A 26690-nucleotide genomic window follows, 5' to 3' on the forward strand; every position below is an offset into this window, starting at 1 on the left:
GAAAACTGATGATTTAATACAGCTTACTTTTAGTTTAAGTTTTACAAAAAATCACGCTTTAGCCATCCCTCAACAGTTTGAAAAATGTTACCTTGCTCAATCTTTGGCTCTATCTAAAGGAATAGTCCGCTAATTAAAAGAGTCCTTCTCTAGAAATATTTGATTATTGTTAGTGTTTTTGTTATTCTTTTAAAGGAAAATTAATAAACAATATCTAACTTTTTAGGCAGTTAACTGAGTTAGTTTATAATCTTAATTTTTTCAAATAAGATTAAACAATAGTTGTCATTAATTAAAAAATCTAAAAACACAAAAATCAGACACAAAAAGGTAAAAAAAAATGTCAAGTGCTAGGCTCAAACTACCCAGAGCAACATACAGAATTCAATTTCGTAGCGGTTTCACATTAAGAAGTGCTATTAATTTAATTCCCTATTTATCAGAATTAGGAATTAGTCATCTTTACGCATCACCCCTATTACTCGCCATGTTTGGAAGCACTCATGGCTATGATGTTTTTGACTTTGAACAGCTTGATCCAGACTTGGGAACTGAAGAAGATCTTGAGGAATTAGCCAAAACCCTACACAAAAATAATATGGGTTTGGTACTTGATATTGTCCCGAACCATATGGGTATCGGTGGCTCACAAAATCGCTGGTGGTGGGATGTCCTAAAACATGGCCAAAAAAGTCAATTTGCGCCCTATTTTGATATCGATTGGAAATCTCCCGACCCTCGTTTGCATGGCAAGATTTTAGCACCCGTATTAGGCGATCGCTATGAAACGGTTTTAGCTAAAGGTGAAATCCGTTTAGATTACGATGAAGACGAATTAATCTTACGCTATCATGAGCATACTTTCCCTGTTAACCCCAATTCAATCGAAATAAAAGAAGATACCATCTATACAATTAATACTGAACCAGACTTATTAGATCAGTTAATTCAAAAACAAAATTATCGCTTAACATTTTACGAACATGGGCCAAAAGAACTCAATTACCGCCGCTTTTTCAATATTATTACCCTAGCAGGTGTACGAGTCGAAGATCCGCAAGTGTTTAAAGAAGCCCATGCGCCTATCATACACTGGACAGAAAAAGGCTTAATCGATGGTTTGCGGGTTGATCATCCCGATGGTTTGCGCGATCCAGAACAATATTTACGCCGACTCCATGAAGTCACCCCCAATGCTTGGATCGTTGTTGAAAAAATTCTCGAACCGGGGGAAGATTTACCTGTGACTTGGCCCGTCGATGGCACCACAGGTTATGATTTTATGAATCGGGCGCAAGCAGTATTTGTTAATGCAGAAAGTGAACAGATTTTAACCGATTTCTATGGAGAGTTTACGGGAGAACCCACCGATTACGCAGCGATCGTAAAAGAGAAAAAACAGTTTATCCTAGAAGATATGCTATGTGCTGAAGTGGGTCGTCTGGTTGATTTACTAATACCCATTACGGCAAATCATTGGCGTTATCGAGATTTTTCACGAGATGAATTAAGAGAAGCCTTAATCGAACTTCTTAGCTGTTTTTCAGTGTATAGAACCTATGCACGGGCGCAAACTCGATATATTACTGAAACAGATGCCGCTTATATTGTCGAAGCAACAAAATTAGCTAAAGAATTTCGTCCCGACTTAGGTTCAGAACCCCTTGATTTTATTGCGAGTTTACTACTATTAAATCTGACAGGGGATCTAGAACAGGATTTTGTGATGCGTTTTCAACAGCTAACCGGCCCTGCGATGGCGAAAAGTGTTGAGGATACAGCATTCTATTGTTATAACCGTTTTGTCGCACTCAATGAAGTAGGGGGCGATCCGAGTCATTTTGGTTGTAGTGTCGAAGACTTTCACAAAGCATCACAGAAAGCATTATCCGAATGGCCAGATGCCATGCTAGGTAGTTCTACTCATGATACTAAACGTAGTGAAGATGTTCGCGCACGTCTCCTGTTACTGTCGGAAATTCCCGAAAAATGGATGGAAACGGTACAGCGTTGGTCAAAAATGAATGAAAAATATCGTCATCAACAATGGCCTGATCGCAATGCTGAGTATTTGTATTATCAGACATTAGTTGGAGCATGGCCAATATCTTTTGAGCGTCTTTATAACTACATGGATAAAGCGGTGTGTGAGTCCAAACAACATACCAGTTGGGCGCAACGCAATCCTGAGTATGACGACGCATTACGAGCCTTTATTAAAAATACGTTCAATGATGCCGAATTTATTGCCGATTTAGAAAATTTCCTGCAATCATTGGTGATTCCTGGCTATATTAACTCACTTTCTCAAACCCTGCTTAAACTAACGACACCTGGTATACCCGATGTTTACCAAGGCACAGAATTATGGGATAACAGTTTAGTCGATCCAGATAACCGTCGTATCGTTGATTTTGATTTACGTCGTAGTTTGTTAAATGAACTGAAAACTTTATCAATTGATGACATTTGTCGCCGTTACCCAGAAGGCTTACCGAAACTGTGGCTAATTCGTCAAACTTTGGGTTTACGGGCCAAATCACCCGAAATTTTTGATAGAAACGGTTTTTATGAGCCAATATTTGCCCAAGGTAACAAAGCTGAACACATTATTGCTTATAGTCGGGGTGGTTCAGTCGTGGTAGTTGTTCCTCGTCTGATTATGGGATTACAAACAGAATTCACGAGTGGGCAAAACTGGGGCGATACAAGTCTAAATTTACCAGTAGGGCAATGGCGCAATCAATTTACAGATGAGGTGATAGCCGATGAAACTGTATCGATATCTGATTTATTTAAACATTTTCCAGTGGCTTTATTAGTCCGCCAGAACTAAAAGTAAATTCTGAAAGATATGACTCATTTACTCAGATCTTTTTGCATTCCATAATCATGTATTGCAAACTCTATCTGGAGGATGAGTCTATCTTTTGCTATCGGTGGTAAACCTTTATGAAAACATAAAGGATCTTCGACAAATCCCAATCCTTTTCGTCCGCAAATGGTCTTAATATTTTCTTTTCCCTAAGTCTTCTCAATCTCATAATCAGTATATCCCCGTCTTCTTAGTTGATGTACAAATGGTTTGCGCTGATGGCTGCCTTGAACAACAACGTGTGAGCCACTTGTCTGATCAACGTCTGTTAAGTAAAAGAAAAATTTAAGAAATTGAAAATCATCGAGGTCATAATGGAAAAATTGAGCAGCTTGATAACGTTTTTCAGATTCAACATTAACAGCAAAACTCCACCACAGTTGATTACCAATGTGTTTTGGCTGAGTTTGAAAATAACGGCTTGCAATTTCCCATAAAACTGAATCTTGGGCTAATTGATTGATCGCTTGACTAAAAATAGCTGTGTTAAAGTAGTATCCTGTTAAAATTGGCGATAAAACTTGTTTTTGTATTTTGTCTTTTTCACAATAATAAAAGTTTAATTTAGAATTACGATTTCCATAGCAAGGAGTCTGTTGAGCAAAGTCCAAAATTTCTTCTACTATATTTGGCGGGAGAGTTAAACCTAGATAAAAACCATTGTGACGCAAAGTTTTTACAATCTGCTCAGGCTCAGCATCCGTAAAAATCGTATTTTTTGGCATTAAATAAGAAGAAAACTGAGAAATTTGCCTAGACCATTGGAGCATTAATTGTCTAAAAAAGCTAAATCGTCCTAAATAACGCATTAATAACCAGCAAGGATTATTAAGTAGTCCTTTAATTAACTCAATGATTTGTTCTCGAACTTTGTAGATCAAATATTTCCATTTCATATTCACTAACAATGGCTTTAATTAGTTTAAGTAGAATTATTAATCTTTTCAGTTCATTAAATCCTTTTATAATATTAGACCTTTTACATAAATAGCAAGAAAGTGGAACAATTAATGAGTATCAGATGGCTCCAGTTAGACCAGCTTTCTGATGTCGAACCAGTTTGCCTTGAACACTCTTTTTGCGGAACCATCATCAACTCGATGATTCACGCAGCGATCAATAAATTAACCAATGGGAACCTAGAACAACGATCGCTATTCTAGAAATTGCAGGATTAAGTCACGCGGTACACCGCCGTCGCACGGAGGTGCCTACGTGTAACCCTTATCGATCACAGGTCGGTAAAACTTATGATCAATTTGTTAATCTAGCTAGACTTATCTAACAAAACGTAATAGAATCCACTGTGATTTTATAAACGTTAGATATAGTAATTGCAAGTTCTTTCTTATAAGGAGTAGTAGAGCCAGTGGGTTTCTTTAGTCGCTTTTCTCTATCGAGAGATATGGGGATAGACTTAGGGACAGCAAACACCCTAGTTTATGTCTCAGGTAAAGGTATTGTCTTAGAAGAGCCTTCAGTAGTCGCCATCGACAAGGATAAAAATCCGCTTGCTGTTGGGGAAGAAGCCAAAAAAATGCTCGGTCGTACCCCCGGGAATGTGACCGCATTGCGTCCCCTCAGAGATGGTGTGATTGCTGACTTTTACAGTGCTGAAATAATGTTAGCCGAATTCATTCGCCGCGCTCATGAAGGAAATCCTTTAGGAAATCCTCGGATGGTGATTGGGATTCCCAGTGGAATTACGGGCGTAGAAAGACGGGCTGTTGTAGAAGCCGCCATGCGAGCAGGTGCGCGAGAAGTTGGTTTAATCGATGAACCGATTGCCGCCGCTTTAGGTGCAGGTTTACCCGTAACTGAAGCTACTGGAAATATGATTATTGATATTGGTGGTGGTACAACAGAAGTCGCGGTTTTGAGTTTACAGGGAACCGTTTTAAGCGAATCGGTACGGGTTGCAGGAGATGAGTTGACGGATTCGATCGTGCAATATCTCAAAAAGGTACATAACCTGATTATTGGCGAACGTACAGCCGAAGAAATCAAAATCCGCTTAGGTTCTGCTTATCCGCTACCTGGGGAAGATGAGCCGATGATGGAAGTTAGAGGACTACACCTCATGTCTGGTTTACCCCGTACAGTAACCATTAAAGGTGAAGAAATCCGCGAAAGTATGTCGGAACCCCTTTCTGTCATTGTCGATGCCGTGAAACGAACCCTAGAACGTACCCTACCCGAACTCGCCGCCGATATTATCGATCGCGGTATCATGTTAGCGGGTGGCGGGGCATTATTACGGGGCTTGGATACTCTGATTAGTCATGAAACTGGAATTGTGACTCATGTTGCTGAAGATCCCTTAAGATGCGTCGTTAAAGGAACAGGTGAAGTTTTGAAAAACCAGAAATTACTAGAACGGATTCTCAGCGAAACTTCTCGCACCGCCTAACGGTCATCACCCAAAGACAAAATATCCTTCTCAAACACCCATGTTTACAGTGCGACGTAAATGGACTCAGCACGGCTTACAAATCGTTTTAGTTAGTTTAGTTCTTCTCATCGCTTGGTTGATTCGTCAAACCTCTGGCGGGGCAATAAGAGAGCTTTATGCGTTGCTCTCACGTCCTTTCCAATCCGAATCAGCAAAGCTTCAAGAACAGCAACTCACTGACCGACGGGTATGGGAACTCGAACAACGATTGAAAGATGTTGAACAACAAAATAAACAACTCAAAATCTTAGTTAAATACTTTGAATCTCAAAAAAAACCCGTTGTTACCGCGCCAGTCATCGGTCGTAGTGCGGATGAGTGGTGGCAACAAATTATTCTAGGTCGGGGTAGTCAAGATGGAATCGCTGTCGGGGCGGCGGTTACAGGAATCGGCGGTTTAGTCGGTCGGGTGGTCGATACAACTCCGAATACAAGTCGTGTTTTGTTAGTCAGTAATCCTAGTAGTCGCGTAGGGGCATCCGTTAGCCGTAGTCGTTCGATGGGTCGAATTCAAGGACAAGGATCTCAAGTGGCGATGATGCAATTTTTTGAGAAAGTGCCTGATGTTAAACCGGGTGATGTGATTACAACTTCTTCAGTTAGCCGCTTATTTCCCAGTGGTATACCCATCGGACGAGTGCAAAAGGTCATGTTAGAAAAAAATCCCGCCCCAGAAGCCAAAATTGAGTTTACCGCAGCGATCGATAAATTGGAATGGGTTATTGTTCATCCTCTAGAAAATCCCCACTAAACGAACCGCTATGATCGCTAAACTTTCACCTCGACAACGCCAACTGTTAAACGGGTTATTGATGATTAGTTCAGTTGTGTTATGCCTACTGCTGTCGCCCACTCGTTTACCTGGGATGGAGTTGTTAGGCGTGGGGCCAAACTGGTTTTTAATTTGGGTGGTGACTTGGAGTCTGAAACACAAAGTTTTATCCTCGGTGATTGCGGGTTTAACCCTGGGTCTGCTTCAAGATAGTATGAGTTCTTCAATTCCTTCTCATGTGGTGGTTTTGGTCATCGTCGGATTTATCACGGCTCGTTTGCAACGCCATATTAAAGAAGACTTGATTACAATTGTTTTATTAGTTTTTATTCTGGCTTTAGTAGCAGAAGCAATGATCGCACTCCAATATGCTTTGATGGAACTCCGTCCGATTGACGAAATTTGGCTAGACTATCAAAGAATTGCTCTTTCTAGTGCTGTGCTGAGTAGTCTTTGGACTCCAGCATTCTACTATCCCCTTCATTCCTGGTGGGAAAAACTGCAACAATAATGACATCCCCTAGGAATTTTGTGAATTGTTCATTGTATGAGGTGTCGGCGTGTCAGATAACTTTGGTTCTAAAATAAAAAGACGCTTAGGTCAAATCCTTCATTCTCTGGCTAATCGAATAGAGACTGAACGCCCCGAACGACCGAAAACTCCTGCTGCCAACCGCGCCTCTAACCGACGCAGACGACGGCGACTGCCTCCAGTTGATTCATCAAGAGCGACTCCGACGGCAACTGAAAAGCGGCCAGACTCGAATCGTTCTCTGCTTCAAACTCTACACCCTGCGACTCAAGTAGTTTATCAAAATTCCCTAAAAATTGCCCAAAATGTTCATAAAAACCCTAAATTCTGGTTTTGGTTAGGCTTGGGCTTAGGGGCGAGTGCAAGTGCGATCGCGGCAGGTTTAGCGTTTGTTCATCTCGAAAGCGGTGTCCCCAAATCGGTTGATGATGTATTGACCTATACACCACCTGGAACGATGACCATTCAAGCCTCCGATGGTACCGTTTTACAAGAAATTGGCCCCGTAACCCACGATAAGCTCAAAATTTGGCAAATTCCTGATCACGTATTACAAGCCTTTATCGCCACAGAAGATCGACGTTTCCAAGATCATAGCGGGGTCGATCCCCAAGGCATTCTACGAGCAATGTTTTCTAATATTAAAGCAGGAGACGTAGTAGAAGGCGGTAGCACGATCACCCAACAACTCGCCCGAATTGTTTTTCTGTCCCAAGAACGCAGCATGGGACGTAAACTCAAAGAAATGCGAATTGCTCAAAAAATAGAAGAAAAATTTGATAAATCACAGATCTTAGAACAATATTTAAACTTAGTTTATCTCGGCTCAGGAGCATACGGACTCGGTGATGCAGCTTGGGTCTATTTTAGTAAACCTGTCGATCAATTAACTATAGCAGAAGTGGCTACTTTAGCAGGAATTGTTCCCGCTCCAAGTGTTTATTCTCCATTAGAAAATCCAAAAGCTGCCAAAGAAAGACGCGATCTTGTCATTAGAAGTATGGAAAAAGAAGGGTTTATTGCCCCCGAATTGGCACAGAAAGCGATCGATAGTCCTTTGGTGACCAATCCTAGCCCACTTAAGCGCATGGCACGCAAAGCTCCGTATTTTACTGAATATATTCAAAAAGAACTACCCAAATATCTATCCAAAGAGGTATTACAAGCAGGGGGTCTTACGGTAGAAACGACCCTAAATTCACGTTGGCAAAGTCAGGCAGAAGCAGCAATTCAAAGAAGTCTTTCAACCTATGGACGTTGGGAACGTTTTAAACAAGCGGCTTTAGTCTCGATTGATCCCAGAACGGGACAAATTAAAACGATGGTTGGGGGAAATGATTTTGAGAAAAATCAATATAACCGTGTGACTCAAGCCAAACGTCAACCTGGATCAACCTTTAAACCTTTTGTTTATACAACGGCGATCGCGGCTGGTGTTTCCCCAAATCAAGGGTATATGAACGCTGAATATACGGTAGATGGTTATAAACCTGAAAATTTTGGCGATAAATATACAGGAAATTATGTTTCTATGCGTCAAGCGTTGGCTTCTTCTTTGAATGTGGTAGCCGTCAAAATTTTGGTTGATGTCGGTTGGAACCCGATTATTAAAATTGCTAAGGCAATGGGCATCGAATCTGAACTACAGCCGACTTATTCCCTCGCTTTGGGTTCATGGGAAGTTACACCTCTTGAATTAACCAACGCCTACGCCACTTTTGCTAATGAAGGTGTTTATAACAAAGCTTATGGCATTAGCCGAGTTTTAGACCGTAAAGGTAACGTGATTTATCAAAATAAACCTGAAACTAGAGAAGCCATTGACCCCGAAACTGCTTCAATTATGACTTGGATGCTAACGGGTGTGGTTAATTCGGGTTCTGGTCAAGCGGCACAAATTGGTCGCCCTGTAGCTGGTAAAACGGGAACCACTGATAAAGCAAGAGATTTATGGTTCGTCGGTTTTGTCCCTCAGTTAGTCACAGGCATTTGGCTAGGCAATGATAATAATCAACATACATGGGGGGCTTCTAGTTCGGCTGCTGTGGTTTGGCGTTGGTACATGATGGATATCATTAAAGATATTTCCTATCAACCTTTTCCCCCGCTACCTGAGAAAATTGAGGGACGCAAACCCGTTATTAAAAAGGAACCTGTTAAACCGCGTAAAAGCTTCTATACGATGCCTGTTATCACTGAGGGCGCACAAGTTACCCCCAACCGTAGTACTGAAGAAAGACCCTCCAGACGGCGCAAGAGAGGCAATACAGCATCAGTTCAAGACGTCTCGCCAACTCGAACTGTGACCCGTCGTACCCGTTCCTATCGTTCTAGCGAGCCAACGGTAGGAGCCCCAACTCGTTCTGTGTCAATTCCGATTACTCCTGCTGTTGAAGCTTCAATCCCGATTGAGGTTTCGCCCGCCTCCGATATAGCTCCACCTGCGCCCCCTGCGGCTTATAAAACTGAGTAAATCACTATCTTTGAGCGATAAATCGTTTACGGAGGGATTCGGCGCGACGTTTAGCAATACTATTTTGCGGTTCGTATTTTAGGGTTTCTTCATAGGTTTCTAAGGCTTTAGCTGACATTTGTTTTTTCTCGTATATGTTGGCTAAGTTGTTTAGTGCAATAACATATTGAGGATATAACTTAATAGCATCTTTGTAGTTTCGGATTGCGAGTTCGTATTGTTCTTGTGCATAATAAGAGAATCCTAATGCGTTATAAATGAGGGCTTTATTCTCTGGATCAATTTCTCCCTCTGCTTTTAAGGCTTTTTGTAATAAATTAATTGCTTGAACATAAAGCTTTTTATCTAAAAACATACTGCCTAATTCATAATATTCTTTAGCCGTTCCTTTCTCTTCTTTAAGTTTTTTTTGTAAACGGCTAAAACGTCCTTCAAAACGCCGTGTTCTAACGATTTGGATTAAAACAAAAATAGCTAATCCAGCGACAAAAATCAGTAATCCTGATAAATAAATTACGGGTAAATTATCATCCATAGTTCAGTATAAATTAAGGTTGACGATTAACTGGTGAGGTGATCGGTAAACCCCAAAACATAGCTCGCTCTTTAAGCCAACCTGAGACGCGCCATCGTGTGATCGCGCTATTGACTTTTTGCCTTAAGCTTTCATATTGTAAACCTTTCGGCATTACTACACTCAAAGGCTCACCCGATAAAGCGATCGGTAATAGTCGATATTGGGGATATTCTTTAATCCATCCCGCTAAAACACTATCATCGGCTGCGAAGCCATCAGCCTTTTCTGATTCTAACAAGACCAAAGCCTCTTGATAGGACTCTACACCAATCAGTTGAGCGTCTGGAATTTGTGAACGCAAAATGGCGATCGTTCCCGATCCCTCTAAAACAGCTATTTTACGATTGTTCAGTGACGCTAAAGACAAACTAGGATTTTTTGTAACAATACTGGTACCGTCTAAATAATAAAAGTTACTAAAATCGACAATATGAGAACGCGAAGAATTCTGAGAAATTCTGGCAATGACTAAATCAACTTTTCCGTCTAAAAGGATGGGAATTCTCTCTAAATTACTAACGGGTTTAAAAATGACTGCTTGAGGATCACCAAATAACTCTTGCGCCAAATTTCTAGCGATATCGATTTCAAATCCTTGTATATTGCCTTGAGCATCCTTAAAACCCAAGGGAGGCATATTATCTTTTACTGCTACAACTAGCTTACCGCGTTTTATAATTTCTTCTAATTCCGCCGCTAGTGTTGAGTGAGAAAATAATCCTAAAAGAGTAATCAAAATAAAAGTCAAACTAGATATTTTTTTTAAATTTTTCATAGTTTTTTTGTACTATTTTTAATGAGAAAATGTCGTTTAAGCGTAGGAGAAAAAATTAAAGATGTCCGATCACTCAGGAAGCCGTATGCTTAACTCTATTCTCGGATTGTTTTATCGTGAGAAACTATTTGATAATCTGGAGTTAGAAAAAAGACAGAAACTGATTAAAGAAGTTCTTCAAATTGCTTGTTGGAGACATGACTGTAATTCTGGCGAAATTCTAGACGGTTATACCGATTATTTTGAGATCTGCTATTCTTGTCTATCATCTACCCCTGATCTTCAAGAAGGTTTATGTCAAAAATGTAGAGGAGAAGGATCAAGTGAGTGAAAAATAATTAATGTCCTTCCCAACGGTTTAAGGGAACACAATCAATATTTAATTGATCTAAGCTACGAGCAATGACAAAATCGACGAGATCCTCGACGGTTTGAGGTTTATGATACCAAGCGGGAATAGCTGGCACAATTTTAACCCCCGTTTCAGCTAAAGTGGTTAAATTTCGCAGATGAATTAAACTAAAAGGCGTTTCTCGTGGCACAATGACTAACGGACGACCTTCCTTTATTTGAACATCAGCAGCGCGTTCGAGTAAATCTGAACTTAAACCATTAGCCAGTTTAGCAACAGTACTCATACTACAGGGAATAATCAGCATTCCTTGAGTTCTAAAAGACCCACTGGCGATCGTTGCCCCGACATCTCCCCAACGGTGACAGCGTAATTTTCCTGATGTTAATACTTCTGCTTGTTCGCGCCAGAATTGTTCTTGTAAATCAGGTTCAGCAGGCATTCTAATATTATTTTCAGCTTGCCAAACCATGTAAGATCCTTTAGAGGCCACAACATCAATGGTATATTCTGCCTCTAAGAGAAATTTGAGGGTACGAACTGCATAAATCAGCCCTGATGCGCCACTAATTCCAATAATAAGCGGTTTTTCTTTAGATAATTCCTTCAAGCTCTAATTCCTCAATCATTTGAAGACCACGCGGATCACCTACTTTAAGTAAAGCTCCTTTGGCATCTTCTTTCACCCCTAAATCTTCATCTTCTACTAAAGCTTCAATTAAAGCATCGATCGCAGTCGCATAAACGACATTTAATGGGAGTTCTCGGCATAATTGCCCAACTGCCCAAGCACAGTTACTTCTAACAGCAGCTACTTCATCCCGTCTCAGGCTGCCAATTAAACGCGGAATGGCAGTAATTACGTCTTCATAATCAATTTTAGCGATTTGGGATAGACTACTTGCGGCCCACAGTCTAACCGCAGAAATATCCGTTTTTAGAGCATGAATCAATGGTTGGAGGGCGCGGCGATCGCTACAGTTTCCCAAAGCCCAAACAACACCTTTTCTAACATAACCGTTCCAATCTTTACTTAAGAGATTGATTAAGGGTTCTACGGCATCTGAACTAGGATTTCGTCCCAAAGCATAAGTCGCACTCACCCGCACTAAAGGACAGGTATCAGTGAGTAAATTAATTAAATGAGGAATCGCCCGTTCTTCTTGTAATTCGCAAAAAGCTCTTGCCGCCAACATTCGTTGTGGTGCATTGGGGGCTGTCAACAAGAGTAACATCGGTTCTGGATTTTGAAGTGAGGAGGAACTCTCTTCGATCGGGTCTAAGTGATCCAGAGGGCTATCGATTTCGTCTTGTAGGGCTAATAGACTAAATTCATCATCGTCATACATAATAGCTAGATTACCATTACCTCGATACACTTGGGAATTCTTAAGAATGATTTTGCTGATTGTTTCAAACTCTTTTTTTACATTTGCACTACCTAAAAGCTTGTTCTCAGTATCGTTGAACAACGCTCAAAAGCCTTAGAAATCTTGACTGATTTATCTTATTTAATACATATTAATGGCATTTTGTCAAGTGTATTTTTTTGCGCTCATCACCCATTTGATTAGCATTAAAATTTTGTTAACTTATATGAAGGAAGAACGACCAAAAAGCGTGAAGAAATAAGACGAAACAAATTTACGGTCAGATTTTCTTTCAAAGATCCACATCAACTAAGCATTATAGGTTATATCACGATGGCAGCAGATCAATTAATTCGTGCAACAGCAGCAGACGGTGGTATTAGAGCAGTAGGAGTGATTTCAACACGTCTTACAGAAGAAGCACGTCAACGTCATAAACTGTCTTATGTCGCAACAGCCGCGTTAGGTCGGGCAATGTCTTCGGGTTTATTACTGGCATCGAGTATGAAACGCGAAGATTCACGAGTTAATATACGCATCAAAGGTAATGGCCCGATGGGGGGTTTACTGGTTGATGCGGGTTTAGATGGTACAGTACGAGGTTATGTTGATAACCCAGATGTCGAATTACCGCCGAATGCTCAAGGTAAATTAGATGTTGGTGGTGCCGTTGGACATGAAGGCTATTTATATGTCGTTAGGGATGTAGGTTACGGCTATCCCTATTCTAGTACAGTTGAATTAATCTCAGGAGAAGTAGGGGAAGATGTTGCCCATTATTTGATGACTTCTGAACAAACCCCATCTGCTCTTTTAGTCGGTGTTTTTGTTGGACAAGATGGCGTGACTGCTTCGGGTGGAATTTTATTACAAGTGATGCCCAAAGCAGCTAGAGACGAAGCTTTAGTAGCCACTCTAGAATCACGAGTTAGTGAATTAAGTGGTTTTACACCGCTATTACGTTCAGGCAAAACATTACAAGAAATCTTTGGGCAGTTACTCGGTGATTTAGGTTTAGTCATTCTACCCGAAATTCAGATGGTACGTTTTGACTGTAAATGTTCTTTTGAGAGAGTTTTAGGCGCCCTGAAATTATTGGGTAAAGATGAGTTACTGGATATGATCGAAAAAGATAACGGGGCTGAAGCCACCTGTCATTTTTGTAATGAAGTATATCATGCGAGTAGCGACCATCTCATGCAGTTAATCAATGATTTACAGGAAGCTACCGTTTAACCACAATGAATGCTCGTGTGATTCCTTTTCGTGTGAGGATAAAGATAGTTTGACGCGTTTCTCAATCAACTTATGTCTATTCGCATCGGTAACGGTTACGATATCCATCGCTTAGTAGAAGGTCGATCCCTGATTTTAGGTGGGCTAAAAATTTCGCATTCTGTAGGTCTTTTGGGTCATAGTGATGCCGATGTACTAACTCATGCGATTATGGATGCTATGCTTGGGGCTTTAAGTTTAGGTGATATTGGGCATTATTTCCCGCCATCTGACCTGCAATGGGCAGGGGCTAACAGCTTGTTATTATTAGCTTCTGTTCATCAGATTATTCAAGAAAAAGGCTGGCAAATTGGGAATATTGACTCAGTAATTGTCGCAGAAAGACCTAAATTAAAGCCCCACATTCCACAAATGCGCGAAAAATTAGCCGAAACTTTAATGATTTCATCTGAGCAAATTAGCGTCAAAGCTACGACAAATGAACAATTAGGGCCAGTGGGACGAGAAGAAGGAATTGCCGCTTATGCAGTGGCTTTACTGGTTAGAAAATAGATAAGATTACGATTTTTAAGGAATTGCACAAAATTGCTAGATCTTTGCATAAAATCGGGAATTATCTATTTAAACAACTAATGACAAAAAATGTTTAAACGAATTTTCTGGATGTCCTTGGCGACTTTTGCAATTTCTAGTCAGCCAGCTATGGCTAGTAATTTTGTTCCGACGGTTCTGCAAACGGGTTTACAAAGTCCTAGAGGAATGACATTTGGCCCCGATGGTCAACTTTATATCACTGAAGCAGGTTCGGGTGGAAATGGGGCGTGTGTTCCTTCTCCTAGCGCACCTGGTGAAACTCTCTGTTATGGTGCCAGTAGCGCGATCGCACGTCTAAACGTACAAACTAATACACTTGAACGCATTACAACGGGTTTACCGTCTCTTGCTTTAGCCAATGGCGGAGATGCGACAGGACTTCAAGATCTCTCATTTGATGCCAATGGTAATCTATATGGTGTGATTGGCTTTGCAAGTGATCCCACGAACCGTGATACAGTGGTCGGGGTAAATGATTTTGCACATTTGATCAAAGTTGATTTATCAAATCCTTCTTCTTGGTCATTAGTCACAGATATTGCTAGTTATGAACTGAATAATAATCCAGATGGGACGGATATCGTTAGTAATCCTTTTTCGGTTGCGGTTCAAGGCAATACTATCTATGCAACCGATGGCGGAGGTAATGCACTTTATACGATCGCAGAAGATGGTACAATTTCTACGGTTACAGTCATTCCGCAGCGTGATGTATTTAATCCAATTCCAGGGTTACCGAATCCTTTTCCGATGCAAGCTGTCCCCACTGGAATAGCGGTAGGATCAGATCAAGCTGTTTATGTAGCTCAGTATACAGGTTTTCCTTTTCCTCCTGGTGGTGCCAATATTTATCGATATGAGCAAGGGGTGTTAGATGTTTATGCCACTGGTTTTACTAATATTGTTGATATCGCTTTTGCCCCAGATAATAGTCTTTATGTCCTTGAATATGCGACTAATGTTTTAGGGGGAGATTTATCGGGTAATCTATGGCAAATCAACCCGAATGGTACAAAAAGAAAAGTTTATAGCCAAATATCAACTCCTACTGGTTTAGCTATTAGTCCAAATGGTAACATTTATATTGCTAATCAGGGATATGTTGCAGGAGAAGGGGAAATCATTGAACTTCGATCTGTTCCCGAAAAACAATCACCAGTCGGTTTATTATTAGTAACTTCTGCCTGTGTTTTGATCTTTAAAACCAAAGGTAAGTCAAAAAATTCTTAAATAAGACAATCACTAGACAATTTAAACACTAACCGAAGCCACCCTGAAATGTATGAGCATATTACGTCTTAGGGTGGTTGTTCAGAAAAGTATTATATAAGGAATTTTGATAAGATCAATTGGCTACATAATCAAAACAATTGATTAAAGTAGGCTGTATGATTACCTACATTTATTCATTTAACTAGCCTTTATCTTGTTATAAAGATTGTGTTAGACTAATTTTCATTAACTCAAACAAGTCAGCCTAATCTAGTTCTTGAGAGAGCTAGAACGGAGGAACCAAAACAAGGGGCGTATTAAAGACATTTCCGACTCAGAAAAATCTTAAGGAAGTCTTTAAAGGGTAACTCTCAATCCTAGCCCGTCAGCTAACTTCGTAGGCTTTGAGAGGAGACTGGAGCATCAGCATTATTAAAATTGCATGATACCATCAGTGTCCTTGGCTGGTCTTAGTTTGCCTTCGACTTGGTGTAACTATGTCAATTCAACTACTTAATTTATCTGCGATTTTACTCACAGTAAAGTCAGCGTGGAAATCATCTAAACCCTTCTTTTTACGAGATTCTTTTCTACTGCCTTTAGCTGGATTTATTGGAATCATCGTACTGTGGTGGATAGTAGCATTATTTAATGATGATTTAATGCCGACACCACCCGAAGCTTTAATGGCTAATCTAGACTATATTCTTAATCCTTTCTACAATAGAGGCCCAGGTAATTTAGGAATTGGCTGGTTATTAATTGCCAGTTTAAGACGGGTTTTAATTGGTTTTATTTTAAGTGCGTTAGTTGCTATTCCAGTTGGCTTTTTAATTGGGATGTCGAAAAAAGCCATGTTAGCACTTAATCCCATTATTCAAATATTTAAACCTGTTTCTCCCCTTGCTTGGTTGCCCATTGCCCTAGCGATTTTCAATTTAGCTGATCCTTCCGCAATTTTTGTGATTTTTATTACTTCTTTATGGCCAACCATCATTAATACTGCATTAGGGGTATCTAGTGTAGATCAAGATTATCTAAATGTGGCAAAAGTTTTAGAAATGCCACGATGGAGACAAATTACTAAAATTATTCTTCCTGCTAGTTTGCCCTACATTTTTACGGGATTAAGAATTAGTTTAGGAATTGCTTGGTTAGTGATTGTAGCGGTCGAAATGCTGACAGGTGGCTTAGGAATTGGCTTTTTTGTTTGGGATGAATGGAATCGTTTAAACCTCAATTCGGTATTTTTAGCCGTCTTAGTGATTGGTCTAACGGGATTATTCTTAGACTATCTCTTAGGACAAATTCAAGCGTTAGTGACCCATCGTAAAGCAAAAGTTAGCGTTTAGTTTTTATTCGATAACCCTTGACTTTTAAATCAGGAAAAACTAACGATGAATGACAATTGGACACGACGAAAATTTATCTATACATTAGGCACAACGGCAGCAGGATTAACATTTTCTTCCTGTAGTATTAGTGGCAATAGAGGTCTATCACAGCTATCAGAAACAGCACGAAACGTCAAACCCATTATTGATCCAAGTACCCTAGAAAAGCCTAACTTAAAAGTTGGTTTTGTTCCTGTTAATGATTGCGCTCCTTTTGCGATCGCATGGGAAAAAGGATTCTTTCGCAAATATGGACTCAATGTCACCCTCAGTCGGGAGGCAAGTTGGGGAACCTCACGGGATGGCGTAATCTTCGGACGTTTGGACGCATCACCCGTTGTATCTGGTGCGGTGACGAATGCTAGAACAGGTGCAGAAGGCGCACGTCACGCCCCTTTGTGTGCAGCCATGACGATCCACCGTCACGGAAATGCGATGACGATGAATCGTGCCATGTGGGACGCAGGGCTACGTCCTTGGCAAGAATATAAGGGAAATTTAGAGGAATTTGGACAGGATTTCCGCAATTATTTTGATAAATTACCCATAGACCGCCGTCTTTGGGCAGTTGTTCTAAGTTCATCTATTTATGAATACTTTGTCCGTTATCTCACAGCGACTACGGGAGTTAGCCCCGATGAAGAATTTAGGACGATCATTATTCCACCGCCCCAGATGGTGAGTAATATGCGAATTGGAGCCATGCAAGCTTATATGGTTGCCGAGCCTTGGAACACTCGCGCTCTCACGCCATTAGGTAAAAAAAGTCAACAGGTGGGCTTCACTTTTGCTCAAGGTCGAGAAATTTGGCGGGGTCATCCCGATCGTCTTTTAGCGGTCATGGAATCTTTTATTCAAGAAAATCCTAAAACCTATCGTAGCTTAGTAAAAGCGATGATTGAAGCGTGTCAGTATTGCAGCGATCCAAAAAATCGTCCTGAAGTGGCTAAACTAATTACCGATCGTTCTTTCACTGGTGCTAAACCTAAAACAGGCCCCATTGATAAATTTACTCGTCCTGGTATTGTCGGAGAATACAATTATGGCGGGTTTGATGACCAAAAACGGACGATTAATTCGGAAGAAACAACGCTTTTTTTCGATTTACCTGAAGATTTAACACAAATTCCAGGTAATCACTCGACTTTCCTCTGGCAATCACATAGTATCTGGTTAATGACACAATCGGCACGCTGGGGACAAATTCCAGAAATTCCCAAAAATGCTGAAGAATTAGCTCGAAAAGCGTGGAAAACCGATTTATATCGAGAAATAGCCGCAGAAATGGGGATTGAGTGCCCCAAAGATGATTATAAAATAGAGCCGCCAGAAGCTTTTATCGACAAAAAAGGATTTGATCCGAGTGATCCCGTCGGCTATCTGAAAAGTTTTGAAATTAGAGCAAACCAACCCCAACTATTTTATTTATCTTAAAAAAAACTCAAATTAATATGACTCAATTCGATTTTTCTCATCCTTCCTCGGAAATGCTTGCCGATCAATTCCTAGAAATTGACAACTTAGTTAAAGCTTATCCAACTCCTGAAGGCGATAACTTTGTCGTTTTAGATGGCATCAATCTAACCATGAATTCAGATGAATACATTTCGATTATCGGTCATTCGGGCTGCGGTAAATCGACTTTACTTAAAATTGTTGCAGGTTTAGAAAAGGCAACATCTGGAACCGTATGTTTAGAAGGCAAAGAAGTTCGCAAACCAGGGGCCGAAAGAATGATGGTTTTTCAGCATTACTCCTTACTTCCTTGGTTAACCGTTCAAGAAAATATACGTCTAGCGGTAGATGAAGTGTATAAAAATGCCTCACATCGAGAAAAACAGCATATTGTCAGCGAACACATCACAATGGTTAATTTAGCAGCAGCAGCGAATAAATATCCCGATGAAATTTCGGGAGGGATGAAGCAACGAGTCGGTATTGCTAGAGCCTTAGCCATCCGTCCTAAAATGTTATTGATGGATGAACCTTTTGGCGCGTTAGATGCCTTAACCCGTCGAAAATTACAACTTCAAGTGCTGAAAATTTGTGAACAAAACAAATTAGCAGTGATGATGGTCACTCATGATGTTGATGAAGCGATCTTGATGTCCGATCGCATTATCATGATGAAAAATGGGCCTAATGCAACCATTGGTGAGATAATCAGGGTTCCATTCTCTCATCCGCGTGAACCCCATCAATTACGAGAGTCTCAGGAGTATTATGATCTTCGCAATCATGCTTTAGATTTTCTAGATCGTTATTTTACCCAAGATGATTGAGTCGTTACGTTTTGAAGCAGTAGAACGACTCAAAAACTAGCTAGAATAAAGAATAGAATGAGAACTAATATCAATAAATTTATAGTAAGCCAAGACACTGGAGCAAAGGATGACTCAAGCGACATCAACTCAAGCCCAAAGAGGCATTCAACTCACTGAATCCGCCCTCAAACACGTGATTATGTTACGAGATCAACAAGGCAAAGATCTCTACCTGCGTGTTGGCGTTCGTCAGGGTGGTTGTTCGGGAATGTCTTATATGATGGATTTTGATGATCCTAATAACATCGGCGAACACGATGAAGTTTTTGACTATAATGGCTTTAATATCATCTGTGATCGCAAAAGTTTACTATACCTTTATGGTCTAGTCTTAGACTACAGCAACGCCATGATCGGAGGTGGTTTTCAATTTACGAACCCAAACGCGGCTCAGACTTGTGGGTGTGGTAAGTCTTTTGGTGTTTAATAGTAAGTTGGGGTGGGACGACTTACCCACCTAGCCACAAACACCAAGCGTAAAAAGAGATGACAGAAACAGAAACAACGACACTTTTTGAAGAAGGATTAAAACGTTATCAAGCAGGAGAAGAACCAGAAACCTTACTCCCTGTGTTTGAAGACATTTGCAATCGCGCCCCAAAAAACGCCTCGGCTTGGGCTTGTGTAGCATGGTTATACTTATTAATGGATAAACCTAAAAATGCCCTCAAAGCTGCCCAAAAAAGCGTCAAACTGGATGCCACGTCACCTCAATCTAGAATTAATCTTGCTCTAGCCCTTCTAGACTCAGGTGAAAAGGGTGTACGTCCTCATATTCAAGTGGTTCAACAAATTATGACCCTTGATGCCGATATTCGTCAAGATATCGAAGAAAATATCGAAGATGGACTAAATAGAAAACCCGACTGGGATAGCCTAAAACGTATTAAATCTTGGTTAAATAGCTAAAAATTCTATGGGAATTGAAAAATTATTACTTATTGGTCTAAAAGCAGATGATTTTCGTCATCCTCTTGATCTACAAGCAACCAATACTCTTAAACAACTCCCTGGTCTTGATGTCGCCATTAGGAGCATACTAGGGAATGTAGCCGAACAGTTCTTTTATCTCAACAATATCGCCTCTAGTGTGTTGGTGAGTGAAAAACAACTGCCTCATCTGCATAAATTACTTATCGATGCTTGTTCTACCTTAGACTTAGAACCCCCGCAACTCTACGTTCAACAAAACCCCGTCCCTAACGCCTATACTTTTGCGATGCGTGGGAAACAGCCCTTTATGGTGTTGCATACATCACTCATTGATATGCTAACTCCAGAAGAAATTCAAGCCGTAATCGCCCATGAACTGGGACATCTTAAATGCGAACATGGTGTTTATTTGACCATTGCCAATATTATGGTACTTGCGGCGGGACTTTTACCCAGTTGGGGAACAGCGATCGCTCAGACCCTACAAACCAGAATGCTAGAATGGGTCAGATGTGCTGAATTTAGTTGCGATCGGGCGGCTTTATTGGCTGTACAAGATCCTAAAGTTGTCATGTCCGTTTTGATGAAACTTGCTGGCGGATCTCCTACTCTAGCCCCTCAGCTTAACTTAGATGCGTTTGTAGAACAAGCTAGAGCCTATGAAAATTTTAGTTCAAGTGAACTAGGCGAAATGCTTAAATCAGCGCAAACTCAACAGTTAACCCATCCCGTCCCTGTTTTGAGAGCCAAAGAAATCGATCGTTGGGCTAGTTCTCCTGCTTACTCTAACTTGCTTTTAAAGCGCAAAACAGGCTATAATAAACAAACGCAATTCAAGGGCGAATGGCGGAATTGGTAGACGCACCGCACTCAAAATGCGGCGGGGCAGCCCCCCGTGTCGGTTCGAGTCCGACTCCGCCCATAAATATTTAGATTGATTTTGTAATCACTAACATTTCATTGCCACCTTTTTGGAGTTCATATTGAACTTTTTCGATAAAAACCTGATATCCTTTGTCCGTAAATTCTCGGATAATCGCATCTAAATAAGGAGATGGTTGCAGCATCATCGTTAGTAAAGGAAAAATCCTGACTTCTTGACTTACTCTTAAGATTTCATAAAGCGATTTGAGGTGAAATTCATAACTGAGTTGATCGGAATATAAAAAGAGAAAATGAGAACACAAAGCTAATTCAAATTGAATATCTTGAAAAGCGAGAAAAGGAACCTCTTGAGTTAAATAGCGTTGTTCTTGTTTTCCTTGTTCATAATCTTCTAAAAATAGATTGAGAGCTTTAATTCTATTATTCTTTAAACCGTCAGGAGATTGATGATATGTCCAAACCCAATCGTTAGGCGTATTTTTGACTTGCTCAATAATATTATCAACAACTGCATCAAATCTCTGTTTAATTTCATTTTTATTAAATTGATAAATTGGGTCAATTGAGGTAACCTTTATTCCTTTGCGCTTCGCTTCTGCATTAAAACTCGCAGGCCCGTCACCCACACCTAAAATCGCTTTTTTAAAATCAGCATCGGATAAATTAAAGATTTTGCTGTATTCATCAAAAGTGCGACCAAAAGGAACAATCTGATCTAGTTTGACAACCATATTTGACGCTTTTCAACACTAAAAATAATTGGGATTAGAAACACAACCCCTACAAATTATATTGTAGAGGTTGGAAGTCCAAACCCAATCAGAAGCTATCTATTTATGATGTCCATTGCCATTAGTGGCTAAAATGTGATCGGTTAATCTGTCGGGGACTTCTTGTAAATGATCATATTCCCATTTAAAGAAACCGACACCCATCGTCAGCGATCGCAACTCAACAATAAAGTTTTGCATCTCTGCTTGGGGTAAGTGTGCCATGACCTCATCCCATCCTTTCCAGTTAGATAACCCTTCATAACCTAAAATTTGTCCACGTCGTCCACTGACTAGTTGTAAGACTCTTGAGGTATATTCAGCAGGAGCAGTCACGATCACCGAGACAACAGGTTCTAATAGAATAGGTTTACATTTTGGCATCCCTTCACTCATCGCAATACGGGCAGCCATTTTAAACGCTTGTTCCGAACTATCTACCGAATGATAAGAACCATCAGTTAAGGTAACATCCACATCAACTACAGGGAAACCTAACGGCCCATGTGACAAATATTCCCGTACTCCGACTTCGACTCCTGGGATATACTGTCTGGGAACCACGCCCCCGACGATGGTTTCATGGAAATGGAACCCTTCCCCTCTCGGTAAAGGTTTAATTTCTAAATGAACATCTCCAAATGCACCATGACCTCCCGTTTGATGTTTATAGCGTCCGTGAGATTTAGAAACTTGACGAATTGTTTCTTTATAGGGAATGTGAGGTAAATGGGTCGTCATCGGTAAGTTGTATTTACGACGTAAGCGATCTAAGGCAACTTGTAGATGAATTTCCCCTTGTCCCCAAAGAATGACTTCTTTAGTATCGCCGTGTTGTTCCCAATATAATGAGGGATCTTCTTCGAGTAGCTTACTCATTGCCCCACTGAGTTTGACTTCATCTTTACGGTTTTCTGGTGCGATCGCCAGTGCGTAAACGGGTTTTAAGCGATGAGCTTTGGGTAATTCGGCAACACCATTCATGTTACTAGCCGTCATGCCCGTTGTTAGTCCTTCTAAACGACCAACCGCGACTATTTCCCCGACCATTGCCTGAGTAATGGGGTGTTGTTGTTGCCCTAAAATACGATAAATGCCACCCGCACGAACCCCGTTGAGTAGCATTCCATCGGTTAATGTCCCTTGCCAAACCCTGACGAGGGAAAGGCGGCCTCCTTGTGCTGTAAAGTAAGTTTTAAGGATTTGAACGATCGTATTATGATCGGTTGTGGGGGTCAGTCCGCGACGAGAGGCGGTAATAGCAGGGGCAGGAGCTTCTTTAATCAAAGCATCTAATAGTGGGCGCACACCATAGTCTTGATCCGCAATGCCAAAGAAAACGGGTACAATTTGATCCGCGCTAAGTTCTAGTTTGAGGTCTTGGATAATTTCGTCTTGGGGGGGATCAATGTCTTCAAGGAGTTCTTCTAAAAGATGATCGTCAAATTCGGCGATCGTTTCTAGCATTTCTTGGCGGGCGGCGTGTTCTTCTTCTTTAAGATCGTCAGGAAGCGGGACGGGATCGGCGGGACTGCCCTGATGATAGTGGTAGGCTTGTTCGGTAATGAGATCGATATAACCAACGAGTGAGCCATTGCGATTAATTGGATATTGTAATGGAATTAAAGGACGGCTGGAAACTTCTTTGATCGCGTGAAGCACATCCATAAAATGAGCATTAGAGCGATCCATTTTATTAATAAAGAGTAAATGGGGAATTTCCCAATCATCGAGGAATTTGAGGAGAGGGGCTAAGGTTAAGACTCGCTCAATCACTGGCTCACAAACAATAATAGCGGCTCCTGCACCAACTAGCGCATTATAGGTTTCCTGTGCAAATTCAATTGAGCCTGGACAGTCGAGAAAAGTAAAGTTAATATCTTGGTAAGTGGTACTAGCGGTAGAGACTTCCACACTCATCTGACGTTCTTTAGCTTCGGGTGAACTGTCTCCAATGGTGTTACCTTCTGTGACTTTTCCTTTGCGCGTAATGGCTCCAGTCAGAAATAGAAGGCTTTCGAGTAATGTGGTTTTACCGCTAGAATAAGGGCCGACAATGGCCACATTACGGGTGTTTTCTATGGCATTTTGGTTCATCTGATTTACCCCAAGAATACATTAAGAGAACATTGGCTCAACACTGCTTGTTTTTGTCCCAATTCGCCAAGATTCAGTGTTAAACTCTTAGAGAAATGATCCCATATGAATTTTTCTCTATGATTTGAAGAGTAGCGCATTTGTGGGTAATTAGAACAATATTGCAACTTCTCTTAAAGCAATTTTCATCTATTGTTAACTAAGTTAAATCAAGATTAAGTTTTGAAAATAAAGATGTAGTTATATCAGTCTTTTTCAATTAGATTAAAGTTAAAATATTTTTAATTCATTTACTATTAAATTTTAATACTGTGTTTTAAAATACAAATTAAGTTCTTTGTGAAAATCACTGCTTTATGTGAATTTACGGAATTCTCTACCCTAGTAATAACAAGAGTTTGTTGCCTATTTCCGTAGTTTCAACGATGCTAATGATTATTAATTTTTGTTATTCTCAAAAGTATTGAATTGATATGATTAATAGATATTTGAGGAGCTAATTAATTTAAAATTACTTTTCAATCATGGAAATACATTAGTATTTTAGTGCATTTAATCAAATTGGGAATAGAGAGAATGGCTTACCGTTAAGAATATCCATATCAAGCATAATCAATCGGAATTCGGGTGCAAACAAATGATAACAAAATTGTTTAGACTTTTCTTGAGTCTTGCAGGTTATCTATTGTCATATTGCCTAAGTTTTTGATCTATCCCTTACCAAAAAACATCTAATACACTCATGACTGAGCAAATTACTACTCCTGCCGAGTGTTTGCAGCTAATCTCACAAAAAAACAAAACAGGTTGTTTAATTATTACTGATCCAAAAGATCTATCCATTCAATGGAAACTCTATCTAAATCAAGGACAGATTAATTATGCTACCAGTTTAGTCGGTCAACAAGAAAGACTTACCTATTTAGGTCAAAAATTTAAAGCCCCTTTAAACTTTTTGCGTCCTGACTCTGAAATGGCGGAATATCAGGAGATTTGTAATTATTGGCTAACTCAAAAATTGCCGATTATCGAGCTACAACAATTATGTCTTAAACTTACACAAGAAACCTTAATACAGGTATCAGCTTTAGAACAAACTTCAATTACATTTTTACCCAATAATCAGTTACAGCCGACTATACTTAACTATTCTTGGCGGGACTTTTTAGCGCAATTTCAGGCTTCAATTAATCACTGGAAACAACTAAGAACTGAAATTGCCTCACCTTTTATCCGTCTGTGTTTAGATTCTCAAAAAATATTCCACTTTTATAAAGCTTGGCAAATTTGGAGCAAAGAGCGAGAATTTTTAACCGTTTTTGGAACACAATCTCTTTCAGCATGGCTACAAAGTTTAGCACAAAAAAAATGTTTGTATGAGATAGCGACTCAAATGCAAGTTTGTCCTTTAACCCTTGGTTTAAAACTTCAACCTTTGGTCAAAATGGGAGCGATTCAAATTTTTCCCTTTCAAGAAACCACTACAGAAACAAACCTCATCACGACGAGTCAACCCCAATTAACGAACAAAACAATTATCTCAACTCAACCTTATAAGCTAAATGAACCAAATACAATAGCACTTTCTAGAACGCTTAATCATCAACCAGAAAAGTCGGTCATTTTAAGAAATACGTCAACTGCAATCGTTGAAAAAAAAGACACTCACACCAGTTCTTTAGAGAATAGCTTTAAACAAAATAATTTTTCACGGCATCGTGACGGTTCACCACCTTGTATCGTCTGTATTGATGATAGTAAAACTGTACAACAACAAGTAACTAGAACTCTTTCTACTGTAGGGTATCAAGTGATATCAATTACTGAGCCTGCATCAGCTTTAACGGTCTTAGTTCGACACAAACCCGTTTTGATTTTGCTAGATATCAATATGCCAGAGATTAACGGTTATGAGTTGTGCCAAATGTTAAATCGTTCTCGCATTCTTAAAGATATTCCAGTTGTCATGTTGACAGGACGCGAAGGACTTGTGGATCGTTTGCGGGCTAAGTTTATTGGGGTTAGTGAATATTTAACTAAACCGTTTGATCCGAATGAATTAATTGAAGTAGTACACAGATTAACAGCACTTTCCTGTTCAATATAATTTTTTTGATGAATTAGGGAATATTAATACTAAGACGTATTGTATATATAACAAGTAAGAAGCTTTATGAAATCCATTCTAGTGGTTGAAGATACTCAAGCAGAACGTTTACTAATTTCTGCTTTATTAACTCATGCAGGATTTACAGTATCGGTCACTGATAGTTCAGAATCAGCTTGGGAATGGCTACACAACAATCCTCAACCCGATCTAATTTTGCTTGATATTATTATGCCTGGTGAAAGTGGTCTTGATCTATGTCGTAAAATTCGCGCTCATGAGAACTGGCAAAATCTACCAATTTTATTTTGTAGTTCAAAAGCAGAAGATTTTGATCGGTTTTGGGCCCTGCGACAAGGTGGCAACGACTATATTACAAAACCATTTGTTCCTCAACAACTCGTTGATACAGTTGAACGTTATGTTAATTGAACTGATTGCTAAAAACTCTTATGAACCCAGAATATTTCAGTTTTCAATTAGCGGACGCGCTCCGAATCGCTCTACCGTTGCCTCATGTTGAAAAAATTATTCAGATTCCACAACAGCAAATTTGTCCTCTTCCTGGAATGGCTTCTTATTGGGCTGGAATCACCAATTATCAAGGTTCACTACTCTGGATTTTAGACAGTGAGCAATTTTTTGATTTAACGCCTACTCCTTCTATCAAAAAATCGAGTTGGACTTTGATTGTGATCACGCTTCAAACACTTGAAATGCGACGACGAATCGCCCTCAGTGCTAAAGCGTTGAATGGTATTTTATCGCTAGATCTAGATAATTCTTCTTTCTTTCCTCTCTCACCTCAGTTTAAAAATTTATTTACTACCTCAATTATTTTAGAAGAAGAAATCATTTTAGTTTTAGACACAGACTCTTTTTTTTCTAGCTTATCTACCTCAAATTTTGGCTTGATTAATGTTTAGTTAATCAGTTCCTATTTTTTACTTTGTTACGGAT

Annotated in this window: 26 protein-coding genes, 1 tRNA gene and 1 riboswitch; of the genes, 20 read left to right on the forward strand and 7 right to left on the reverse strand. The window is 40.0% G+C overall.

Going from position 1 to position 26690, the window contains the following annotated elements:
* Positions 1-340: 340 nt before the first annotated feature.
* Positions 341-2836, forward strand: coding sequence for a malto-oligosyltrehalose synthase (gene treY, locus CFPU101_RS08940; protein WP_206815015.1), 2496 nt, complete (start codon positions 341-343; stop codon positions 2834-2836).
* Between the two features lie 188 nt (positions 2837-3024).
* On the opposite strand, the gene CFPU101_RS08945 is transcribed toward treY, so the two are convergent.
* Positions 3025-3771, reverse strand: coding sequence for a hypothetical protein (locus CFPU101_RS08945; RefSeq protein WP_206815016.1), 747 nt, complete (start codon positions 3769-3771; stop codon positions 3025-3027).
* Between the two features lie 114 nt (positions 3772-3885).
* Here CFPU101_RS08945 and CFPU101_RS08950 point away from each other — a divergent pair, with 114 nt between their 5' ends.
* The 5 genes from CFPU101_RS08950 to CFPU101_RS08970 all read left to right on the forward strand — a co-directional run bounded on the left by CFPU101_RS08950 (position 3886) and on the right by CFPU101_RS08970 (position 9104).
* Positions 3886-4038 carry a hypothetical protein gene (locus tag CFPU101_RS08950; protein ID WP_206815017.1) on the forward strand — a complete coding sequence of 51 codons (153 nt, stop codon included), beginning with the start codon at positions 3886-3888 and terminating at the stop codon, positions 4036-4038.
* Between the two features lie 206 nt (positions 4039-4244).
* Positions 4245-5285 carry a rod shape-determining protein gene (locus CFPU101_RS08955; RefSeq protein WP_277988740.1) on the forward strand — a complete coding sequence of 347 codons (1041 nt, stop codon included), beginning with the start codon at positions 4245-4247 and terminating at the stop codon, positions 5283-5285.
* Between the two features lie 40 nt (positions 5286-5325).
* A complete protein-coding gene (gene mreC, locus CFPU101_RS08960; RefSeq protein ID WP_206815018.1) occupies positions 5326-6078 on the forward strand; it encodes a rod shape-determining protein MreC in 753 nt (250 codons plus the stop codon).
* A 10-nt stretch (positions 6079-6088) separates the two neighbouring features.
* Positions 6089-6610 carry a rod shape-determining protein MreD gene (gene mreD, locus CFPU101_RS08965; RefSeq protein ID WP_206815019.1) on the forward strand — a complete coding sequence of 174 codons (522 nt, stop codon included), beginning with the start codon at positions 6089-6091 and terminating at the stop codon, positions 6608-6610.
* A gap of 49 nt (positions 6611-6659) precedes the next feature.
* On the forward strand, positions 6660-9104 hold the full coding sequence (locus tag CFPU101_RS08970) for a transglycosylase domain-containing protein (protein ID WP_206815020.1): 2445 nt from the start codon (positions 6660-6662) through the stop codon (positions 9102-9104).
* 4 nt (positions 9105-9108) lie between these two features.
* On the opposite strand, the gene CFPU101_RS08975 is transcribed toward CFPU101_RS08970, so the two are convergent.
* Positions 9109-9639 carry a tetratricopeptide repeat protein gene (locus CFPU101_RS08975; protein WP_206815021.1) on the reverse strand — a complete coding sequence of 177 codons (531 nt, stop codon included), beginning with the start codon at positions 9637-9639 and terminating at the stop codon, positions 9109-9111.
* Between the two features lie 13 nt (positions 9640-9652).
* On the reverse strand, positions 9653-10456 hold the full coding sequence (locus CFPU101_RS08980; RefSeq protein ID WP_206815022.1) for a transporter substrate-binding domain-containing protein: 804 nt from the start codon (positions 10454-10456) through the stop codon (positions 9653-9655).
* Between the two features lie 61 nt (positions 10457-10517).
* Here CFPU101_RS08980 and CFPU101_RS08985 point away from each other — a divergent pair, with 61 nt between their 5' ends.
* Positions 10518-10787 carry a hypothetical protein gene (locus CFPU101_RS08985; protein WP_206815023.1) on the forward strand — a complete coding sequence of 90 codons (270 nt, stop codon included), beginning with the start codon at positions 10518-10520 and terminating at the stop codon, positions 10785-10787.
* A gap of 7 nt (positions 10788-10794) precedes the next feature.
* On the opposite strand, the gene CFPU101_RS08990 is transcribed toward CFPU101_RS08985, so the two are convergent.
* Together CFPU101_RS08990 and CFPU101_RS08995 are read right to left on the reverse strand one after the other, a co-directional pair.
* Positions 10795-11418: a flavin prenyltransferase UbiX gene (locus CFPU101_RS08990; RefSeq protein WP_206815024.1), complete on the reverse strand. Its 624-nt coding sequence runs from the start codon at positions 11416-11418 to the stop codon at positions 10795-10797.
* On the reverse strand, positions 11402-12157 hold the full coding sequence (locus tag CFPU101_RS08995) for a HEAT repeat domain-containing protein (RefSeq protein ID WP_206815117.1): 756 nt from the start codon (positions 12155-12157) through the stop codon (positions 11402-11404). The genes CFPU101_RS08990 and CFPU101_RS08995 overlap by 17 nt, the downstream gene beginning before the upstream one ends.
* A gap of 354 nt (positions 12158-12511) precedes the next feature.
* Here CFPU101_RS08995 and hslO point away from each other — a divergent pair, with 354 nt between their 5' ends.
* The 10 genes from hslO to CFPU101_RS09045 all read left to right on the forward strand — a co-directional run bounded on the left by hslO (position 12512) and on the right by CFPU101_RS09045 (position 20793).
* Positions 12512-13414 (forward strand): Hsp33 family molecular chaperone HslO, encoded by a 903-nt coding sequence (gene hslO / locus CFPU101_RS09000; RefSeq protein ID WP_206815025.1) that lies wholly within the window; start codon positions 12512-12514, stop codon positions 13412-13414.
* Between the two features lie 72 nt (positions 13415-13486).
* Entirely contained in the window at positions 13487-13966 is a 480-nt protein-coding gene (gene ispF, locus CFPU101_RS09005) for a 2-C-methyl-D-erythritol 2,4-cyclodiphosphate synthase (protein WP_206815026.1), read from the forward strand.
* Positions 13967-14056: 90 nt separating this feature from the next.
* Positions 14057-15238, forward strand: a complete 1182-nt coding sequence (locus tag CFPU101_RS09010) for a ScyD/ScyE family protein (RefSeq protein WP_206815027.1) — start codon at positions 14057-14059, stop codon at positions 15236-15238.
* 234 nt (positions 15239-15472) lie between these two features.
* A riboswitch (cyclic di-AMP (ydaO/yuaA leader) is annotated at positions 15473-15639 on the forward strand.
* A 78-nt stretch (positions 15640-15717) separates the two neighbouring features.
* Positions 15718-16572 (forward strand): nitrate ABC transporter permease, encoded by an 855-nt coding sequence (gene ntrB / locus CFPU101_RS09015; protein ID WP_206815028.1) that lies wholly within the window; start codon positions 15718-15720, stop codon positions 16570-16572.
* Between the two features lie 45 nt (positions 16573-16617).
* On the forward strand, positions 16618-18048 hold the full coding sequence (locus tag CFPU101_RS09020; protein ID WP_206815029.1) for a CmpA/NrtA family ABC transporter substrate-binding protein: 1431 nt from the start codon (positions 16618-16620) through the stop codon (positions 18046-18048).
* A 17-nt stretch (positions 18049-18065) separates the two neighbouring features.
* Positions 18066-18896: an ABC transporter ATP-binding protein gene (locus CFPU101_RS09025; RefSeq protein ID WP_206815030.1), complete on the forward strand. Its 831-nt coding sequence runs from the start codon at positions 18066-18068 to the stop codon at positions 18894-18896.
* A 109-nt stretch (positions 18897-19005) separates the two neighbouring features.
* Complete coding sequence (locus CFPU101_RS09030) at positions 19006-19365, forward strand: iron-sulfur cluster assembly accessory protein (protein WP_206815031.1); 360 nt, start codon at positions 19006-19008, stop codon at positions 19363-19365.
* 59 nt (positions 19366-19424) lie between these two features.
* Positions 19425-19847 carry a M48 family metallopeptidase gene (locus tag CFPU101_RS09035; protein ID WP_206815032.1) on the forward strand — a complete coding sequence of 141 codons (423 nt, stop codon included), beginning with the start codon at positions 19425-19427 and terminating at the stop codon, positions 19845-19847.
* A 7-nt stretch (positions 19848-19854) separates the two neighbouring features.
* Complete coding sequence (locus CFPU101_RS09040; protein WP_206815033.1) at positions 19855-20730, forward strand: M48 family metallopeptidase; 876 nt, start codon at positions 19855-19857, stop codon at positions 20728-20730.
* Positions 20709-20793 (forward strand) — tRNA-Leu (locus CFPU101_RS09045). Before CFPU101_RS09040 ends, CFPU101_RS09045 begins: the two co-directional genes overlap by 22 nt.
* Positions 20794-20800: 7 nt before the next feature.
* Here the strand turns inward: CFPU101_RS09045 and CFPU101_RS09050 are convergent.
* Positions 20801-21487 carry an SAM-dependent methyltransferase gene (locus CFPU101_RS09050; protein WP_206815034.1) on the reverse strand — a complete coding sequence of 229 codons (687 nt, stop codon included), beginning with the start codon at positions 21485-21487 and terminating at the stop codon, positions 20801-20803.
* Positions 21488-21586: 99 nt separating this feature from the next.
* Positions 21587-23623: an elongation factor G gene (locus tag CFPU101_RS09055; protein WP_206815035.1), complete on the reverse strand. Its 2037-nt coding sequence runs from the start codon at positions 23621-23623 to the stop codon at positions 21587-21589.
* A 742-nt stretch (positions 23624-24365) separates the two neighbouring features.
* On the opposite strand from CFPU101_RS09055, the gene CFPU101_RS09060 reads away from it, so the two are divergent.
* The 3 genes from CFPU101_RS09060 (at position 24366) to CFPU101_RS09070 (ending at position 26656) form a co-directional block, all read left to right on the forward strand.
* Complete coding sequence (locus CFPU101_RS09060; RefSeq protein WP_206815036.1) at positions 24366-25730, forward strand: response regulator; 1365 nt, start codon at positions 24366-24368, stop codon at positions 25728-25730.
* 66 nt (positions 25731-25796) lie between these two features.
* Positions 25797-26162, forward strand: a complete 366-nt coding sequence (locus CFPU101_RS09065) for a PleD family two-component system response regulator (protein WP_206815037.1) — start codon at positions 25797-25799, stop codon at positions 26160-26162.
* Positions 26163-26182: 20 nt separating this feature from the next.
* Positions 26183-26656 (forward strand): chemotaxis protein CheW, encoded by a 474-nt coding sequence (locus CFPU101_RS09070; RefSeq protein ID WP_206815038.1) that lies wholly within the window; start codon positions 26183-26185, stop codon positions 26654-26656.
* Positions 26657-26690 lie beyond the last annotated feature (34 nt).

The sequence above is a fragment of the Chroococcus sp. FPU101 genome (assembly GCF_017312365.1).
Taxonomy (GTDB): Bacteria; Cyanobacteriota; Cyanobacteriia; order Cyanobacteriales; family Microcystaceae; genus Chroococcus.